Origin of the sequence: Pseudomonas sp. B16(2017) (assembly GCF_002113205.1) — a bacterium.
GTDB lineage: Bacteria > Pseudomonadota > Gammaproteobacteria > Pseudomonadales > Pseudomonadaceae > Aquipseudomonas > Aquipseudomonas pharyngis.
This window is the reverse complement of record NZ_NEKA01000010.1, coordinates 132,267-151,282: the sequence shown is the minus strand read 5'-3', so window position 1 is coordinate 151,282 and position 19,016 is coordinate 132,267. Positions and strand designations below refer to the sequence as shown.

The 19,016-nt window shown below is 59.1% G+C and carries 15 protein-coding genes; 9 read left to right on the top strand and 6 right to left on the bottom strand.

What is annotated here, in order from left to right:
* Positions 1-24: 24 nt before the first annotated feature.
* The 6 genes from CAG25_RS18665 (at position 25) to CAG25_RS18635 (ending at position 9,337) form a co-directional block, all read left to right on the top strand.
* Positions 25-3,873 (top strand): EAL domain-containing protein, encoded by a 3,849-nt coding sequence (locus tag CAG25_RS18665; RefSeq protein WP_085612606.1) that lies wholly within the window; start codon positions 25-27, stop codon positions 3,871-3,873.
* A gap of 239 nt (positions 3,874-4,112) precedes the next feature.
* The gene (gene glyA, locus CAG25_RS18660) at positions 4,113-5,366 is read left to right on the top strand and encodes a serine hydroxymethyltransferase (protein ID WP_085612605.1); all 1,254 of its coding nucleotides are present in this window, start codon (positions 4,113-4,115) and stop codon (positions 5,364-5,366) included.
* A 248-nt stretch (positions 5,367-5,614) separates the two neighbouring features.
* A complete protein-coding gene (locus CAG25_RS18655; RefSeq protein WP_085612604.1) occupies positions 5,615-6,166 on the top strand; it encodes a hypothetical protein in 552 nt (183 codons plus the stop codon).
* 368 nt (positions 6,167-6,534) lie between these two features.
* Positions 6,535-7,848 (top strand): C4-dicarboxylate transporter DctA, encoded by a 1,314-nt coding sequence (locus CAG25_RS18645; protein WP_085612603.1) that lies wholly within the window; start codon positions 6,535-6,537, stop codon positions 7,846-7,848.
* A gap of 49 nt (positions 7,849-7,897) precedes the next feature.
* Complete coding sequence (locus CAG25_RS18640; protein WP_039771741.1) at positions 7,898-8,602, top strand: FadR/GntR family transcriptional regulator; 705 nt, start codon at positions 7,898-7,900, stop codon at positions 8,600-8,602.
* Between the two features lie 24 nt (positions 8,603-8,626).
* Positions 8,627-9,337, top strand: a complete 711-nt coding sequence (locus CAG25_RS18635) for a GntR family transcriptional regulator (RefSeq protein WP_085612602.1) — start codon at positions 8,627-8,629, stop codon at positions 9,335-9,337.
* A gap of 113 nt (positions 9,338-9,450) precedes the next feature.
* Here CAG25_RS18635 and yjiA read toward each other — a convergent pair whose 3' ends face one another.
* From yjiA to CAG25_RS18620, 3 genes are all read right to left on the bottom strand, one after another.
* Positions 9,451-10,431 (bottom strand): GTPase, encoded by a 981-nt coding sequence (gene yjiA, locus CAG25_RS18630; protein ID WP_371857730.1) that lies wholly within the window; start codon positions 10,429-10,431, stop codon positions 9,451-9,453.
* Positions 10,432-10,591: 160 nt separating this feature from the next.
* On the bottom strand, positions 10,592-10,789 hold the full coding sequence (locus CAG25_RS18625; protein ID WP_003228401.1) for a YbdD/YjiX family protein: 198 nt from the start codon (positions 10,787-10,789) through the stop codon (positions 10,592-10,594).
* A gap of 15 nt (positions 10,790-10,804) precedes the next feature.
* Positions 10,805-12,871 (bottom strand): carbon starvation CstA family protein, encoded by a 2,067-nt coding sequence (locus CAG25_RS18620; protein WP_085612601.1) that lies wholly within the window; start codon positions 12,869-12,871, stop codon positions 10,805-10,807.
* Between the two features lie 159 nt (positions 12,872-13,030).
* Between CAG25_RS18620 and CAG25_RS18615 the strand changes: the two genes are divergently transcribed.
* Positions 13,031-13,399 (top strand): PilZ domain-containing protein, encoded by a 369-nt coding sequence (locus CAG25_RS18615; protein WP_064599557.1) that lies wholly within the window; start codon positions 13,031-13,033, stop codon positions 13,397-13,399.
* Here CAG25_RS18615 and radA read toward each other — a convergent pair whose 3' ends face one another.
* Both radA and katB read right to left on the bottom strand, forming a co-directional pair.
* Positions 13,400-14,767, bottom strand: a complete 1,368-nt coding sequence (gene radA, locus CAG25_RS18610) for a DNA repair protein RadA (protein WP_064599559.1) — start codon at positions 14,765-14,767, stop codon at positions 13,400-13,402. It abuts the gene before it with no gap.
* A 143-nt stretch (positions 14,768-14,910) separates the two neighbouring features.
* A complete protein-coding gene (katB, locus tag CAG25_RS18605) occupies positions 14,911-16,452 on the bottom strand; it encodes a catalase KatB (RefSeq protein WP_064599561.1) in 1,542 nt (513 codons plus the stop codon).
* Positions 16,453-16,737: 285 nt separating this feature from the next.
* On the opposite strand from katB, the gene mscL reads away from it, so the two are divergent.
* Positions 16,738-17,151: a large-conductance mechanosensitive channel protein MscL gene (gene mscL, locus CAG25_RS18600; protein WP_064599563.1), complete on the top strand. Its 414-nt coding sequence runs from the start codon at positions 16,738-16,740 to the stop codon at positions 17,149-17,151.
* A 32-nt stretch (positions 17,152-17,183) separates the two neighbouring features.
* On the opposite strand, the gene CAG25_RS18595 is transcribed toward mscL, so the two are convergent.
* Positions 17,184-17,960: a ferredoxin--NADP reductase gene (locus CAG25_RS18595; protein WP_085612600.1), complete on the bottom strand. Its 777-nt coding sequence runs from the start codon at positions 17,958-17,960 to the stop codon at positions 17,184-17,186.
* Between the two features lie 306 nt (positions 17,961-18,266).
* Here CAG25_RS18595 and CAG25_RS18590 point away from each other — a divergent pair, with 306 nt between their 5' ends.
* Positions 18,267-18,989: a LuxR C-terminal-related transcriptional regulator gene (locus CAG25_RS18590; protein WP_085612599.1), complete on the top strand. Its 723-nt coding sequence runs from the start codon at positions 18,267-18,269 to the stop codon at positions 18,987-18,989.
* The last annotated feature ends 27 nt before the right edge of the window (positions 18,990-19,016 follow it).

The window sequence follows — 19,016 nt, the reverse complement described above, 5'->3', positions numbered from 1 at the left end:
CCAGCCAGACCGCAGGATTACAGCTTGTCCAACGTCACTCCGCCAGCCTCTGTGAGCAGCACCCAACCGGCGCCCGGCTCGTCCCTGCGCGGAACCTTGAAAGGCGCGCTGGCGACACTGGTGCTGTTGCTGCTGGCGCTGCTGTTCTGGCAACTGCTCGATCAACTGCGCGAAACCCAGAAAAACCAGCGCCAGTACACCATCGACTACACCGCCGACCTCGCCGCTCAGGTCAGCCTGAACATGGCGTTGAACGCGCAGATCGCCCTCAACCTGCTACCGATCGTCGAACAACCGCAGTCGGCCGACGAACAGCAGGCACTGCTGCGCAAACTTCAGAAATCACTGCCCGACCTGCGCAGCCTGGCCCTGCTCAGCCCGTCCGGAAAGATCCTCAGCGACAGCGCCGCCGACAGCCATGACGCCGATTACCTCAGCGATCTGGTGCGCCGCAGCCGCGCTCAGGCGCATTACTTCAGCAATGACGACGACGGTTCGGTGGTGCATCTGCTGTTGCATCAGGCCAGCGGCAGCACTCGCGGTTACTGGGCACTGCGGCTGACACCCACCTTCTTTAAAGCACTGACCAAACAAGGCGAAACAGGCATCCGTCCTCTGTGGCTGGTGGAAAACCGCATCAACCATCAGATCATCAGCCGCGACGAAGCAATGCCCATCGGCAGCACCAGCGTCCTGACCCCGGACGATCTGGCCAACAGCGTGCTGACCGTGCCGCTGAGCAGCAGCGACTGGCAACTGCGTGGCCTGTTCGACCGTCAGCATGTACTCGAACAACTGCTGCCGGCGTTCATCGGCAAATGCCTGTTGGGCCTGGCACTCTCGCTGCTGCCGTTTATCGCGCTGCTCAACATGCGCCGCCGTCAGCGTCAGGTGCATGAGGGGCGTCGGCGTTATCAGGATATTTTCGAAGGCACCGGCGTGGCGTTGTGCGTGCTGGATCTTTCGGGGCTCAAACAGGTTTTCGAAAGGGCCCAGATCCAGACCAGCGACCAGCTCAAAGCCTGGCTCGACCAGCCGGCACAGCGCCAGCAATTGCTCCACGAACTGCGGGTGACCGAGGTCAACCAGGTCGCGCTGCAACTGCTCAACGTCAATTCCTGCGACCACGCCTGGCAACTGTTGATCGACGGTCAGCCGCACAGTCAGTGCGCCATCGGCAATCAGGTGCTGGACGCCGTGCTCCAGCAGCAAAAGCAGCTGGAACTGGAAATCAAGCTCCCGGACATCAATGGCCGCGACCAGCACCTGTGGCTGGTGCTGCGCCTGCCTCAGGAACAGCACGACTACAAGGCCGTGATCCTGAGCATCAACGACATCACCAGCCGCAAGCTGATCGAACTGTCGCTGCTGGAGCGCGAAGGTTTCTGGTCGGACGTGGTGCGTACCGTGCCGGATCATCTGTACGTGCAGGACGTGATCAGCCAGCGGATGATTTTCAGCAACCACCACCTCGGCCAGACCCTGGGCTACAACCGCACCGAGCTGCATCAGATGGGCGAGTACTTCTGGGAAATTCTCCTGCACCCGGAAGACGCCGACTATTACCATCGCTCGCGGCAGATGCAGCGTCACGCCGGTTACAGCCAGTTGCTGCAATGTCAGTTGCGCTTCCGTCATCGCGACGGCGAGTGGCGGCGCTTCGACATTCGCGAACAGGCGCTGGCCCGGGACAAGCACGACCAGGTCACGCGGATCATCGGCGTGGCCAAGGACATCACCGAGCAGATCGAAGCCAGCGAGTCCCTGCGCGACAGCGAACAACGCTACCGGATGCTCGCCGAAAGCATCAGCGACGTGATTTTCTCCACCGACAGCAAGCTGTCCCTGAACTACGTCAGCCCCTCGGTGCAGGCAGTGCTGGGTTATGACGCCGAATGGATTTTCCAGAACGGATGGCAATCGACCATCGCCAACCCGCAGCAACTGAGCGGCATCTATCACCTGATGGATCGCGTCAGCAAAGCCCTGGGCAAACCCGAGCAACTGGTGATTTTGCGCAGCCAGGTGCAGACCCAGCTGTTCCTGTTCGACTGCCTGCGCGCCGACGGCCGCAAGATCCCGATCGAACTGCGCCTGGTGCTGGTGTGGGACGAGCATGGCGCCTTCGAAGGCGTACTCGGGGTCGGTCGCGACATCAGCCAGCAACGCCGCGCCGAGAAAGACCTGCGGATGGCGGCCACGGTATTCGAGCACTCGACCTCGGCGATCCTGATCACCGACCCGGCCGGTTATATCGTCCAGGCCAACGAGGCGTTCAGCCGGGTCAGCGGTTACGCGGTGGGTGAGGTGCTCGACCAGTTGCCGAACATGCTGACCGTCGACGAACAGCAGGACGCGCACCTGCGCTACGTGCTCAAGCAGTTGCATCAGCACAGCACCTGGGAAGGTGAAGTCTGGCTCAAGCGCCGCAACGGCGAGCACTACCCGGCGTGGGTCGGCATCACCGCCGTGCTCGATGACGAGGGCGACCTGGCCAGTTACGTGTGCTTCTTCAGTGACATCAGCGAGCGCAAGGCCAGCGAGCAGCGGATTCACCGCCTCGCCTACTACGACGCCCTGACCCACCTGCCGAACCGCACGCTGTTCCAGGATCGCCTGCACACCGCGCTGCAATCGGCCGAACGGCAGAAGTCGTGGGTGGTGCTGATGTTCCTCGACCTCGACCGTTTCAAACCGATCAACGACTCCCTCGGCCACGCCGCCGGCGACCGCATGCTCAAGGACATGGCCACGCGCCTGCTGGCGTGCGTCGATGATGACGACACCGTGGCGCGGATGGGCGGCGACGAATTCACTCTGCTGCTGCAACACCGCTCCAGCCGTGAAATGGCGCTGAACCGTGCGATCCACGTGGCCGAACAGATCCTTGGCAGTCTGGTACGACCGTTCGTACTTGAGGGACGCGAGTTCTTCGTCACCGCCAGTATCGGCATCGCCCTGAGCCCGCAGGACGGCAACGAACTCAGCCAACTGATGAAGAACGCCGACACCGCGATGTACCACGCCAAGGAGCGCGGCAAGAACAACTTCCAGTTCTATCAGGCCGACATGAACGCCAGTGCACTGGAACGCCTGGAACTGGAAAGCGACCTGCGCCACGCTCTCGAGCAGAACGAATTCGTGCTGTATTACCAGCCGCAGTTCAGCGGCGACGGCAAACGCCTGACCGGCGCCGAAGCCCTGCTGCGCTGGCGTCATCCGCGTCGCGGGCTGGTGCCGCCGGGGGATTTCATCCCGGTGCTCGAAGAACTTGGGCTGGTGGTGGACGTCGGCGACTGGGTGATCAGCGAAGCCTGTCGCCAGCTCAAGACCTGGCACCAGAGCCGCGTGCGCGTGCCGAAAGTCTCGGTGAACATCTCGGCGCGGCAGTTCTCCGACGGCCAGCTCGGCACGCGGATCGCCACGATCCTGCGCGAAACCGGCCTGCCGCCGGCTTGCCTGGAGCTGGAGCTGACGGAAAGTATCCTGATGCGCGAAGTCAGCGAGGCGATGCAGATCCTTGCCGGGCTGAAGAATCTCGGCCTGAGCATTGCGGTCGACGACTTCGGCACCGGTTACTCGTCGCTGAACTACCTCAAGCAGTTCCCGATCGACGTGCTGAAGATCGACCGCACCTTCGTCGATGGCCTGCCGTCCGGCGAGCAGGACGCGCAGATCGCCCGGGCGATCATCGCCATGGCCCACAGCCTGAATCTGGCGGTAATCGCCGAGGGCGTGGAAACCCATGAGCAACTGGACTTCCTGCGCGAGCATGGCTGCGACGAGGTTCAGGGTTATCTGTTCGGGCGGCCGATGCCGGCGGGACGGTTCGAGGCGCAGTTCAGTAACGACGCGCTGTTCATGTTTGACTGACATCTGCGGTGCGGCCTTCGCGAGCAGGCTCGCTCCCACAGGAATTGATGTCGATCACAAAATCTCAGGCCTGCCTCGATTACTGTGGGAGCGAGCCTGCTCGCGAAGAGGCCTTCAAAAGCACCGCACATCTGTCATGAACGCCACTTGTCTGCGACATGATGTCGTTTCATATGCCATCCAAAACCCGTTGGGTTAGAATGCCCCCCTTTTCTGCCCCCCGATCCTTGAGGACCGCCATGTTCAGCCGTGATTTGACTATTGCCAAGTACGACGCCGATCTTTTTGCCGCCATGGAGCAAGAAGCCCAGCGCCAGGAAGAACACATCGAGCTGATCGCTTCGGAGAACTACACCAGCCCAGCGGTGATGGAAGCTCAAGGCTCGGTACTGACCAACAAGTACGCCGAAGGCTACCCGGGCAAGCGCTACTACGGTGGTTGCGAGTACGTCGACGTTGTTGAACAGCTGGCCATCGACCGCGCCAAGGAACTGTTCGGCGCCGACTACGCCAACGTTCAGCCGCACGCCGGTTCGCAAGCCAACGCTGCTGTCTACCTGGCCCTGCTGTCGGCCGGTGACACCATCCTGGGCATGAGCCTGGCTCACGGCGGTCACCTGACCCACGGCGCCAGCGTTTCCTCCTCCGGCAAGCTGTACAACGCCATCCAGTACGGCATCGACGCCAACGGCCTGATCGACTACGACGAAGTCGAGCGTCTGGCTGTCGAGCACAAGCCGAAAATGATCGTGGCCGGTTTCTCTGCCTACTCGCAGATCCTCGACTTCCCGCGTTTCCGCGCCATCGCTGACAAGGTGGGGGCGTACCTGTTCGTCGACATGGCTCACGTGGCCGGTCTGGTCGCCGCTGGCGTCTACCCGAACCCGGTTCCGTTCGCTGACGTGGTGACCACCACCACCCACAAGACCCTGCGCGGTCCACGGGGTGGCCTGATCCTGGCTCGCGCCAACGCCGACATCGAGAAGAAGCTGAACTCCGCCGTATTCCCGGGCGCCCAGGGTGGCCCGCTGGAGCACGTGATCGCCGCCAAAGCGATCTGCTTCAAGGAAGCCCTGCAGCCTGAGTTCAAGGCTTACCAGCAACAAGTGGTGAAAAACGCCCAGGCCATGGCCAGCGTGTTCATCGAGCGCGGTTTCGACGTGGTTTCCGGCGGTACTCAAAACCACCTGTTCCTGCTGTCGCTGATCAAGCAGGAAATCTCCGGTAAAGACGCCGACGCCGCTCTGGGCAAAGCGTTCATCACCGTGAACAAGAACTCCGTGCCAAACGACCCACGCTCCCCGTTCGTCACCTCCGGCCTGCGCTTCGGTACTCCGGCCGTGACCACTCGCGGCTTCAAAGAGGCTGAGTGCAAAGAGCTGGCTGGCTGGATCTGCGACATCCTGGCAGACCTGAACAACGAAGCGGTGATCGACGCCGTTCGTGAGAAAGTCAAAGCCATCTGCAAGAAACTGCCGGTATACGGCGCTTAACAAGTCCGCACTACCGCTCAAGAAAAGCCCGATCAGAAATGATCGGGCTTTTTTTTGCGCGAACAACAAGCGAGGGGCAGCCTCGACTTTCAGGATTAAACAACTACTTAACCAAACAGCACTACAAACAATTTGATGCACACTTACCCTTCACCACCAACTCTAAAACAGCACATGATCCAAACCTGCACATGAGCAACAAAGCTCCTGCTTCCCAAAATAAATCAAATGGATATTGAGAGAGCGACATGAGTACTGACCGACAAAAATCCTTTATTGCAATTGTTGGCATCCAAACCAATCTGGTGCATTTTCTTGACGTGGTAAATGGCGAGAAAGCAACCGTAAACTCGTCCATGTTCAGTGGCGGGCACTTCACTGGAAAGCCGCAATCACGTGATGACTCACACCGTTTGAGCTTACGCCCGGAACCCCGTCTAACCTTGTATTTCAGGTACACCGACCGGGGATACAGGCTCTATATCCGCACCCCTGGCCCTTATTACGGAAAATGCCTGGGTATTGACAAAGACGGGATCCTGGGAGCATTCGCTCCTGATGGTTCGAGTTTTTATCAACTTATAGGAAAGCAGGGGAACACACTCTCGATTGAGGACCATCAATCAAACAAGTTGGAGGCATATCTACAAGTCTCAGGATCGCCAAGCTTGCCGCATACACACCGGTTACACGATTCAAAGTTCACTTATTTCGCCGACAAAGGCGGCAAGCCCTTCAAATTCAATCTTACAATCATTGAGCGAAACGCCCCTTACATTAATCATCCCGACGAAATCTGATCACTTCGAAAGTTATTCTGCAGCCGATCTCTCTTATTGGTCGGTACATGGGACTGCACCTGAAAGCAGATACCTGCCTCCAGATGACTGGCCAGATAAATCCGCCATCTTCAGTCCCCGTTGCGATCACTCACGACTCCTGCAGCGGTACTCGACTATTAAACCCTTGAGCCTTTTGCATGACCGATGACACAAAAATAACCACTGGTCAGACCGGTCATGCCATTTTTGTGTTTTTCACTTGCAGCCCGAGAAAAACAGCGCCTAGACTGCACCCGCACTGGACATACCGGTAAGACCACAATAATTAAGTCCTGAATCTGTGCGCTCCGCGCACGGCAGCCAGGACACCGACCAGGATTCCTCCCATGCTCAGATGGTGCTCGCGTTCAATCTTCCTCCAAGTGGTTCTCGGACTGATGCTCGGCATCGTCTGCGGGCTGACCCTTCCTGAATACTCGGCCCAGCTCAAACCGCTCGGCGACGGTTTCATCAAACTGATCAAGATGCTCATCGGCCTGATCGTGTTCTGCGTGGTGGTCAGCGGCATCAGCGGCGCGGGCGATCTGAAGAAGGTCGGGCGTATCGGCCTCAAGTCGGTGATCTACTTCGAAGTGCTGACCACCATCGCCCTGGTGATCGGTCTGGTGTTCGCCTTCACCACCGGGATCGGCAGCGGCGCCAACATCCATCTGGAGCAACTGTCCGCCGCCGACATGGGCGACATCGCCGAACGCGGCCAGCACATGCACACCACCACTCAGTTCCTGATGGACCTGATTCCGACTTCGGTACTCGGCGCCTTTGCCGACAACAACATCCTGCAAGTGCTGTTGTTCTCGGTGCTGTTCGGCAGCGCGTTGAATCTGGTGGGCGAAGCGGCTTCCGGAATCTCGCGGCTGATCAACGAACTGAGCCATGTGATCTTCCGCATCATGGGCATGATCGTGCGTCTGGCACCGATCGGCGTGTTCGGCGCCATCGCCTTCACCACCAGCAAATATGGCCTTGATTCCCTGCAACACCTGGGCAGCCTCGTCGGCTTGTTCTACCTGACCTGCATCGCCTTCGTCGCGCTGATTCTCGGTCTGGTGATGCGCCTCTCGGGCCTGCGCATGTGGCCGCTGCTCAGGTACCTGCGTGAAGAACTGCTGATCGTCATGGGCACTGCGTCCTCCGATGCCGTGCTGCCGCAGATCATGCGCAAGCTGGAACATCTGGGCATCGGCAGCTCGACCGTCGGCCTGGTGATTCCCACCGGTTATTCGTTCAACCTCGACGGTTTCTCGATCTACCTGACCCTGGCCATCGTGTTCATCGCCAACGCCACCGGTACACCGCTGGCCATGACCGATCTGCTGACGATTTTGCTGGTATCGCTGATTACCTCCAAAGGTGCCCACGGCATTCCGGGTTCGGCGCTGGTGATTCTCGCGGCGACGCTGACGGCCATCCCGGCGATTCCGGTGGTCGGTCTGGTGTTGGTGCTGGCGGTGGACTGGTTCATGGGCATCGGCCGGGCGCTGACCAACCTGATCGGCAACTGCGTTGCCACCGTGGCCATCGCCCGTTGGGAAAAGGACATCGATGTGCAACGGGCGAACAAGGTGCTCAACGGCGAGCAGGGCTATAACTTTCAGCCGAGAAAAACCGTCGCTCAAGCGGCAGCCAAAGAATTCTGAATGACCGCCGTGCCTGCGCCAATGCAGGCACGGCACATGGAGCGAACCCGTGATTACTTCATCAACTGTCGTCAACTCAGTGGTAGAAAAACTTCGGGCTGCGCTGGCCCGTGGTCAGTGGCGCTCCGGCGAGATGCTGCCGGGCCAGCGCGAACTGGCCGAACAACTGGGCATCAGCCGCCCGAGCCTGCGTGAAGCGGTGATCGTGCTGGAAACCCTCGGTCTGGTGCGCTCGATGCCAGGCAAAGGCGTGGTGGTGCTCGACGCCCAGGCCAGTGACAGCCAAAGCCACGACAGCGCGGTAGCCGGCGCCAGTCTCGAAGACGTGCTGCAACTGCGTTACACCCTCGAGCCGTTCATCGTCGGGCTGGTGGCGCAGTCAATCAGCAGCAAGGAAGTCGGGCAACTGCGCCTGACCCTGATGGACATGCGCGAAGCCCTCGAAGCCGGCGACAGCGAAGCCGGCGTCAGCGCTTACATCGCGTTTCACGAAGAACTGTTCACCCTGACCTCGAACCCGATTTTCCAGAGTGTGGTGCAACAGACCAGCAACGCCCTCAAGCAAAGCGCCGAAGTGCTGCGCAATTCGCCGGAGCACCTGGCCGAACGCCTTGAAGAAAACGAAGCCGTGGTGCGCGCGATCCGCAGCAAGAACAGCGCTCAGGCCAGCGCCGAAATGCGCCGACACATTTTGCGTGAAGGCCAGCGGATGGGCATCGAGCTGAACATTCCGGATGACAACCTGAGCCACTGAAACGCCTCAAACTGGAGACCGGCCATGAACAGTCTTGCCACGCCGTCGCATCCTCGCCCGACCTCGGCGGCCCTGCCCTTCTCCCGCCTGCACGCGCCGGTGGACGATCTGTATCCGCGCCTGTTCGACGCAATCCTCGAACAGCGCCTGAATGCCGCCAGCCGCTTCACCGAAGAAAGTCTCAAGCAGATGTTCGGCGTCAGCCGCGCCGATGTGCGTAGGGTGCTGATCCAACTGTCCCACGAACAGATCATCGTGCTGCGGGCCAACCATCGGCCGCGTGTTGCTGCGCCGGACGCCGAGCAGACACGTCAGGCACTGCACGCCCGGCGTCTGGCCGAGAACACGCTGGTTCGATTGGCTTGTCAGCATGCGCAGGCTGAAGATCTGAAGCGCCTGCGCGCCTTGATCGAAGGTGAGCGCCAGGCTGTGGATAAAGATCGACGGGGCGCAGCCATTCGCCTGTCCGGGGAGTTTCATTTGCAGCTGGCGAAAATGGCGCGGAATGCACCGTTGGCGCATTTTCTCGGCACGCTGGTGCCGCTGACCTCACTGGCGATAGCGCGATGCGCTAAGCAGACGCACAGATGTTGCGCATGGGAGGAGCACCTTGAAATTGTAGAGGCGGTGGAGCGCGGAGATATTTCAAAAGCCGGCATGCTGATGAATCGGCATCTGGATCACCTTGAGCAGACGTTGCTGGGTTCAGAATCTGAATATTGTGTTGCTGGTTAGAACGCCTTCGCGAGCAAGCCCGCTCCCACAATGAACTGCATTCTTCCTGACAGAATGCGATCTACTGTGGGAGCGGGCTTGCTCGCGAAGAGGCCCTTCGAGCCTCCACAAATTCAGTTTTGCTGTGCAGCCACCCTGGCAAACCCCGCCCGGATTTTCTCTTCCGGCAAATCGTCGGCGATAAACACGATCACGCTTTCTCGCGTTTCGCCTTCCGCCCACTCGGTGTCCCAGTCGAAGCCGTAGAGTTTCAGCACACCCTGAAACACCAGCCGCCGATCTTCGCCCGCAATGTTCAGCACGCCTTTGTAGCGCAGCAATTGCTTGCCGTGATCTTCCAGCAATTCATTCATGAACTCGCTGAGCTGATCGATATCCAGCGGCTGGTCGGTGCGCAGCACCAGACTGGAAATCCGGTCGATGGACGGCGCCTTGCTGACCGGTCGCAGACTCACCCCGCCGCCGAGATCGGCGTTCAGGTTGAAACCGCGCACATCGAGCAACTCGGCCAGATCGATGTTGCCGTGCTCTACCACGCGGATCGGTGCGCGGCGGTTGATGCGGGTCAGGCGTTCGCTGAGCGCCGTGAACGCGGCCTCGTCCACCAGATCGGTCTTGCTCACCAGCAAGCGGTCGGCAAAACCGATCTGCGCTTGGGCAATGGTCTGGGTCAGATGCAGTTCGGCATGGGCCGCATCCACAAGGGTGATGATGCCGTCGAGCAAATAGCGCTCGCGCAGTTCTTCGTCGATGAAAAAGGTCTGTGCTACCGGGGCCGGGTCGGCCAGGCCGGTGCATTCGATGACCAGCCGATCAAAGGCGATTTCGCCGCTGTCCAGCCGTTCGAGCAGCAGGTACAGGGCCTTGGTCAGGTCGGTGTGGATGGTGCAGCAGACGCAGCCGTTGGCCAGGGTCATGACTTGCACCGGCTCGTCGCCCAGTAGTTGGGTGTCGATACCGGCGTCGCTGAATTCGTTTTCGATCACGGCGATTTTCAGGCCGTGCTCGGCTTTCAACAGATGGCGCAGCAAAGTGGTCTTGCCGGCGCCAAGGAAACCGCTGAGTACCGTTACAGGTATTGGAGAAGACAACATCGATCCCCTTCACAAAATTGATGAGCAACACAAAACAAATGTGGGAGCGGGCTTGCTCGCGAAAGGGTCGTGTCAGTCGACATCATTGCTAACGACACACCGCTTTCGCGAGCAAGCCCGCTCCCACAGTTGGGGACTGCATCAACCGAAGGCTGTCAGATCAACAGCACTTCGGCCCACCCTTGCCACCGTAACGGGCTTCCTGACGTTCACGAAAGAACATCTCGTAGCTCATCACCGGTTTGTCCGGGTGTTTGGTCTGCATATGCTCGACGTAGGTGTCGTAGTCGGGCATGCCGACCATCAGGCGCGCGGCCTGACCGAGGTATTTACCGAGGCGACTCAGGTCATTGAACATGCTGCAATCCTCTGGTTACGCGTCCGGCAGGGCCTGGAATGGCGATTCTTTGTCCGTACGCTCTTTTTTGCCCCAGGCGGCGATGCCGACCTTGAGCGCATAGAACAGGATGCTGAATACCACGAACAGGAACAGCGCGGTCAATGTAGCGTTGGTGTAGGCGTTGAAGATCACGTGCTGCATCTGCTCGACGCTCTTGGCCGGCGCCAGCACCTGACCGTTGGCCAGTGCATCACTGTACTTCTTGGCCAGCGACAGGAAGCCGATCGCCGGGTTGGCGTCGAACAGCTTGATGAAGCCAGCAGTCGTGGTGCAGATCAGCAGCCAGGTGGCCGGCAGCAGGGTGACCCAGATGTAGCGCTGGCGCTTCATCTTGATCAGGACCACGGTGCCGAGCATCAGCGCGATACCCGCCAGCATCTGGTTGGAGATACCGAACAGCGGCCACAAGGTGTTGATCCCGCCCAGTGGATCAACCACGCCCTGATACAGCAACCAGCCCCACATCGCCACACAACCGGCGGTGGCGATCAGGTTGGCGGACCAGGACTCGGTACGTTTGAGTGCCGGAACGAAGGAGCCGAGCAGGTCCTGCAGCATGAAGCGACCGGCACGGGTGCCGGCATCGACTGCGGTCAGGATGAACAGCGCTTCGAACAGGATCGCGAAGTGGTACCAGAACGCCATGGTGTTTTCACCCGGCAGGACACTGTGCAGGATCTGCGCGATACCGACCGCCAGGGTCGGCGCACCACCGGCACGGGCCAGGATGGTGGTTTCGCCGATGTCATGCGCCACGGCTTGCAAGGCTTCCGGGGTAATTGCAAAGCCCCAGTTGCTGACCGCAGTTGCCACAGCCACCACATCACCGCCGACCACGGCAGCCGGGCTGTTCATGGCGAAGTACACGCCTGGCTCGATCACCGAGGCCGCGACCATGGCCATGATGGCCACGAACGATTCCATCAGCATGCCGCCGTAACCGATGTAGCGGGCGTTGGTTTCGTTATCCAGCAGCTTCGGCGTGGTCCCCGAGGAGATCAGCGCGTGGAAGCCCGATACCGCACCGCAGGCGATGGTGATGAACAGGAACGGGAACAGACCGCCCTTCCACACCGGACCGGTGCCGTCGACGAACTGGGTCAGGGCCGGCATTTTCAGCTCGGGCATGGTCACCAGGATGCCGATCGCCAGGGCGACGATGGTACCGATCTTGAGGAAAGTGGAAAGGTAGTCACGCGGCGCCAGAATCAGCCACACCGGCAGCGAAGCGGCGACGAAACCGTAGCCGACCAGCATCCAGGTAATCTGCACGCCAGTGAAGGTGAAGGCCTTGGCCCAGACCGGATCGGCGGCAATCTGCCCACCGAGCCAGATCGAACCCAGCAGCAGCAACACGCCGACTACCGAGATCTCGCCGATGCGGCCCGGACGGATGTAGCGCATGTAGATGCCCATGAACATCGCGATCGGGATGGTCGCCATCACGGTGAAGATGCCCCACGGGCTTTCAGCCAGGGCTTTCACCACGATCAGCGCCAGCACCGCGAGGATGATGATCATGATCAGGAAGCAGCCGAACAGGGCGATGGTGCCGGGGATGCGGCCCATTTCTTCACGCACCATGTCGCCCAGGGAACGGCCGTTGCGACGGGTGGACATGAACAGAACCATGAAGTCCTGCACCGCGCCCGCCAGCACCACGCCGGCGATCAACCACAGCGTGCCGGGCAGATAGCCCATCTGCGCCGCCAGTACCGGGCCGACCAGCGGCCCCGCGCCGGCGATGGCTGCGAAGTGGTGACCGAAGAGAATGTGTTTGTTGGTTGGAACGTAGTCCAGACCGTCGTTGTTGAGCACGGCGGGGGTGGCCCGACGCGGATCGAGTTGCATCACATTGTTAGCGATGAACAGACTGTAGTAACGGTACGCAACCAGATAAATGGCCACGGCGGCGACCACAATCCACAAGGCGTTGATCGCCTCGCCTCGGCGCAATGCCACTACGCCCAGGGCGCACGCTCCTACGATTGCCAGCAGCAGCCAGGGTAAGTGGCGTAGCAGGCTATTATTATTTTTCATTTTATTATTCCAGCCAGGGTGGACAAGAAAGACAGCCACCCCGAGTTTAGCGCTGTTGGCGGCAAAGGCCATACCCCGACATTGGTCTAGACAGTCCATTCGTTGGCAACACCCCGCCGGTCGGGTCTATAGTCAGCTGACCTTCCTGAGGATTGCGCCATGAGCGAGCACCCGTCCGAGCGTCGCCGCTTCAAACGTATCGCTTTCGATGCCCGAACCGAATTGAGCCAGGGCGAGTACATCTGGCCGGTGAAGCTGATCGATCTGTCGCTCAAGGGGCTGTTGATCGAGCGGCCCGAGCCCTGGCTGGGCAATCCCGAGCAGGATTTTTTCGTCGACATTCATTTGAGCGAGGACGTACACATCGAGATGGATGTGCAACTGGCGCATGAAGATCACGGCCAGCTCGGTTTCGTGTGCCGGCATATCAGCCTGGAGTCGATTCAGCGCCTGCGTCGCCTGATCGAACTCAATCTGGCCGACGAAACCGAACTGGAACGCGAGCTCGGGGCGCTGATCGACGTCTGATCACTCGAACAACGAGTCCAGCGCCTGCTCCAGACGTGTCACCGCAATGATCTGCAAGCCTGGCGGCGCTTCCTTCGGCGCATTGCCCTTGGGCACAATCGCGCGCTTGAAACCGTGCTTGGCAGCTTCCTTCAACCGCTCCTGACCGCTCGGCACCGGGCGCACTTCGCCGGACAGGCCGACTTCGCCGAACACCAGCAGGTCATGGGGCAACGGGCGGTTGCGCAGGCTCGACATGACCGCTGCCATCAAGGCCAGGTCGGAGGCGGTTTCCAGCACCTTCACCCCGCCGACCACGTTGAGGAACACGTCCTGATCGTGGGTCGGAATGCCGCCATGCCGGTGCAACACCGCCAACAGCATCGCCAGACGATTCTGATCCAGCCCCAGCGTCACCCGACGCGGGTTGGCCAGATGACTGTCATCCACCAGCGCCTGGACTTCCACCAGCATCGGCCGGGTGCCTTCCCACGTTGCCATCACCACACTGCCCGGGACTTCTTCCTGAGCGCGGGTAAGAAAAATCGCCGAAGGGTTGGAGACTTCTTTCAGGCCCTTGTCAGTCATGCCGAACACGCCGAGCTCGTTCACCGCGCCGAAACGGTTTTTCACCGCCCGCAGCAAACGCAACCGCCCGTCGGACTCGCCTTCGAAATACAGCACGGTATCGACCATGTGCTCCAGAACCCGCGGCCCTGCGAGCGCGCCTTCCTTGGTCACGTGGCCGACCAGGAAAATCGCCGTGCCGCTTTGCTTGGCGTACCGCACCAGCAACGCCGCACTCTCGCGCACCTGGGACACCCCGCCCGGCGCCGATTGCAATTGTTCGGTGAAAATCGTCTGGATCGAGTCGATCACCATCACCTTGGGTTTTTCCTGGCGGGCGGTGGCGATGATGGTTTCGATACAGGTTTCGGTCATGACCCGCAGTTGATCCTGCGGCAGACCCAGACGACGTGCACGCATGGCGACCTGTTGCTGAGACTCTTCGCCAGTGACGTACAGCGCCGGCATGGTCTTGGCGAGGTTGCACAGGGTCTGCAGCAGAATCGTCGACTTGCCAATGCCCGGGTCGCCGCCGATCAGCACCACCGAACCGTCCACCAGACCACCGCCGAGCACGCGGTCGAGCTCGCCGGAGGCTGTGGAAAAACGTGGAATCTCTTCGATGCTGACTTCGGCCAGGGTCTTGATCTGCGCTTGCTGCCCGGCCCAACCGGTGCGCCCGCTCGGGGCGGCGGCAGCGCCGCTCTCGACCATGGTTTCGGTCAGGGTGTTCCAGGCGCCGCATTCGCCGCACTGCCCGGCCCACTTGGGAAAGGTTGCGCCGCACTCGGTGCAGCCGTACATGCGCTTGGCCTTGGCCATCTGAACCCCCGACAAAAACCGCGATGATAACGCAGCCATCGTCGATCAGCGCGGCGCAGCGGGATGGATTTCTCCGCTGGCCAGACGCGCGGCGCTGCTGTCGGTCAATCCCCGACAATTGCCGGGGCTTGAAAGGGTCGCTGTCAGTCGACCAGTTTGGCGGCCAGGGCCTTGACCCGCTCCAGGTCACCCTTGGCCACTTTGGTCACACCGGCGCCGTATTCCGGATCCGCCTTATAAAGGAAGGACAGCATGATGTGCTTGCTCTCGTCGTCGGTACCCGCCAGCGAACCGCCGAAGCTCTCGATCAGGTCCTGACGTTCCTTCTTGCTGAACGAGCGATACAGATCGCCAGCCTGCTTGAAGTTCTGCTCACGCTGGATCTTCGCCTGTTGCGTGCTGCCCTGCAGCGCGGTCTGGCTGTAGCGCGCACCTGGCGTCTCTTCACGTGGTTGCAGACGGCTTGGCTGATAGTTGACGCCCGAGGTGCTCGCACCGGCATTCATCGCGCCATCCTGATTGCCATTGTTGACTGCAGTTTTGGCAGCATTGATCGGCAATTGCAGGGCATTGGCGCCGAGGCGATACATTTGCGTATCGGCATAGGCAAATATCCGACCCTGAAGTAAACGGTCTTCCGAGGGCTCGATGCCCGGCACCACATTCGATGGCGCCATGGCCACTTGTTCGGTTTCCTGGAAGACATTAGAAGGATTGCGGTTCAAGACCATTTGTCCAACTTTGCGCTCTGGAATACCTGGCCAGATCTTGGTTGCATCAAGAGGATCGAAGTCAAACTTGGACAAATCTTGCGGATTCAAGACCTGGATGTACAAGTCCCACTTAGGAAAGTTGCCGCTGTTAATATTTGTTACTAAATCGTGAGTCATGTGACTGTAATCACGGCCCTGAACTTGCACAACTTGTTGCGGATCGAGATTCTTGATGCCCTGCAAACTTTTCCAGTGAAACTTCACATAGTGCACATCGCCCTTGGCATTGACCAACTTGTAAGCGTGCACACTGTTACCGTCCATCTCCCGATAACTGGCCGGAGTTCCCGAGTTGGAATACAACTCGGTCAATGTGCGGGTGGCTTCCGGTACATGGGAGAAGAAGTCGAAGCGGCGTGAATCATCGTCAAGGTTGGTACGCGGATCAGGCTTGAAGGCGTGCACCATGTCCGGGAACTTGATCGCATCGCGGATGAAAAACGTCGGGAAGTTGTTGCCCACCAGATCCCAGTTGCCGTCAGCGGTGTAGAACTTGGTGGCGAAACCCCGTGGGTCCCGCAGGGTTTCCGGTGAATGGTTGCCATGCACCACCGCGGAGAAACGCACGAACACCGGCGTGACCTGGCCGACAGCGAACACCTTGGCCTTGCTCAGATCACTCAGGTCATTGGTCGCGGTGAACGTGCCATGAGCCCCGGTGCCACGAGCATGCACGACGCGTTCGGGAATGCGTTCGCGGTCGAAGCGTTGCAGCTTCTGGATCAGTTGCACGTCCTGCAACAGTACCGGGCCGGTTGCGCCGGCAGTTTGTGAGTTCTGGTTGTCGCCGACCGCCGCACCGTTATCCCGGGTCAACGGCGCCGCACTCGCGGAAAGGGTCAGTAGGCCGGCAGTCAATAAACCGAAGGTATGACGAAGGGAAAAGGCCCTCAGGCCATGCATGGAATTCATTTCAGACTCCTCTGTTATTTTGAGGCGCATCCAGGTGCGCCTGCCAGAGGCTAGAAGCTCAGCTTGCCAAACATAAATAGAAAGTTCGTAACGCGACGATTGAGCATTTTTTCTTGAAGATCAGCACGTTGCAGCGTATTTCGCGCGCGATTAGTGGCACTTTGCAAACTAATTGCGAAATGGTGTGTCGATAAAAGCGGGCTTTGTAAGAAGGTGTTTCGCGCAGGACGCGTTATGCTGATTTACACTGCGTACACCAAACTCATCTGTAACAAGGAAATAACTATGGGCGTGCTCAGCGAGTTCAAGGCCTTCGCGGTCAAAGGCAATGTGGTCGACATGGCCGTCGGTATCATCATCGGCGCGGCCTTCGGCAAGATTGTTTCGTCATTTGTCGGCGACGTGATCATGCCGCCAATCGGCCTGCTGATCGGTGGGGTGGATTTCAGTGACCTGGCGATCACCCTCAAGGCTGCCCAGGGCGATGCCCCCGCCGTGATGCTGGCGTATGGCAAGTTCATCCAGAGTGTTCTGGACTTCGTGATCGTCGCCTTTGCGATTTTCATGGGTGTCAAAGCCATCAATCGCCTGAAGCGTGAAGAAGCCGTGGCTCCTTCCTTGCCACCGGTGCCGACCAAGGAAGAAGAACTGCTGGGCGAGATTCGCGATCTGCTCAAGGCCCGGAACAACCAGCCTTGAAGACTGAAACGGCGCCTTAGGGCGCCGTTTCCTTACCAGTAGTTTTCCACTGCCACCTGCCCCGGTCGCCGGGTCAGGCTCAAGGCCATACCGCGTTGCTTGAGCAAGGCCCGGGTGTCATCGATCATCTGCGGATTGCCGCAGAGCATCACCCGGGAATGCGCCGGCGTCAGCTCCACACCGGCCATCTTTTCCAGTTCGCCATTTTCGATCAGCGTAGTGATGCGTCCGTTGAGGGCGCCGGCATACGGCTCACGCGTGACCACCGGAATAAACTGGAACTTGTGGGCGTATTCCGCGAGGTAGTCGCGCTGTGTCAGTTCCGCGATCAGCTGTTGATAAGCCAGCTCCCGAGACTCTCGCACGCTGTAGACCAGGATGATTCGCTCAAACTTCTCCCAGACCTCGAAGTCCTGCAGGATCGACAGAAAGGGCGCCACACCCGTGCCTGTGGATAACAGCCAGAGATCACGACCATCAATGAATCGATCCAGCGTCAGATAGCCAAAGGCCTGGCGCTCGATCAGCAAGCGGTCCCCCACCTTCAGGCGGCTCAGTTCGCTGGTGAACTCGCCCCCCGGCACCACAATGGAAAAGAACTCGAGAAATTCGTCGAACGGCGAAGACACCATCGAGTAGGCGCGCCACACCGTGCTGCCATCCTCACGGGTCACGCCAATCCGGGCGAATTGTCCGGCTCGGAAGCGAAAACCGGCATCCCGTGTGGTACGCAGGGTGAACAGACTGGGGGTCAGCGACTGTACATCGAGCAATGTCTGGCGGCTGAACTTTTCGCTGCTGGCGGTCATTGGGTCACTCCATCAACAAATGAATGAATTGTTACGCATTAATCCTCATTGGAACACCGACGGTTTGTAATGCTATTTCAATGTGCCATCACCCTGAGAAGGAGTAGTAGATAACATTCAAGCGATGCAATTCTTTAAATGATCCTCCGCATATAAATCGTCACCTGATATTCCCGTTTCAAGCATCGCTCAAGAGCAAAACAATCCAACAGATTTGTGGGAATCCTCCTACACTTCCATCCGTGTCGGCGCCTTGGATCCAATCCAGCATTCTCACGAAACAGGAAGAGATGGAGAACTCTCGAAATGGAAAGGTGGAAGGAGTATCAAATAGAACAGCTTACGCGCGCGAAGAATATTGAAAACGCATTCCCGATCTTGAAAAATTTTGCCAACAACATCGGTTTTCAATTCTGCGGCATTACAATCTCGCGGCCTGACTCCCAGTCATTCAAACCGTTTTATATCAATAACTTCACAGAGGCGTGGAACGACGAATACGAAAAACAGTGCTGTGAAAGCGACCCGATTGCGGCTTTTTGCCATCAATCAATGTTGCCGTTTCTCTGGACCAGGAAAGCATTTTCCAAGACACCGAAAATGTGGAGTGCACTTCAGAACCACGGGATGGAACATGGCTGGTCACAGTCGTATCTCGACGAAGAGAACGACCTGTGCTGCACAATCAGTCTGGCGCGAACCTACTGCGAAATCTCTGCATTGGAGCTCTACGAACAATACGGTGTGATGCACTTCATCACGCAGCATTTGAGTGAAATGATCGTTCGCGCCCTCCCGCCAGCACAGGCCAAATCACCGCCCGTACGATTGTCTACCCGAGAGCTCGAAATCGTGAGGCTGTGCGCCTTGGGCAAGACCGCCTGGGAAATCGGTCAGATTCTGAATGTGGCCGAACGGACCGTGAACTATCACATCAAAAACCTGATTGTTAAGTTCAACGCCTGCAACAAGATGTCAGCCGTCATCGCCGCCACCAGGGCCGGGTTCATTCCCAGTCACCCTTGCTGAAATCAGACGAGTATTGCCAATAAAAAA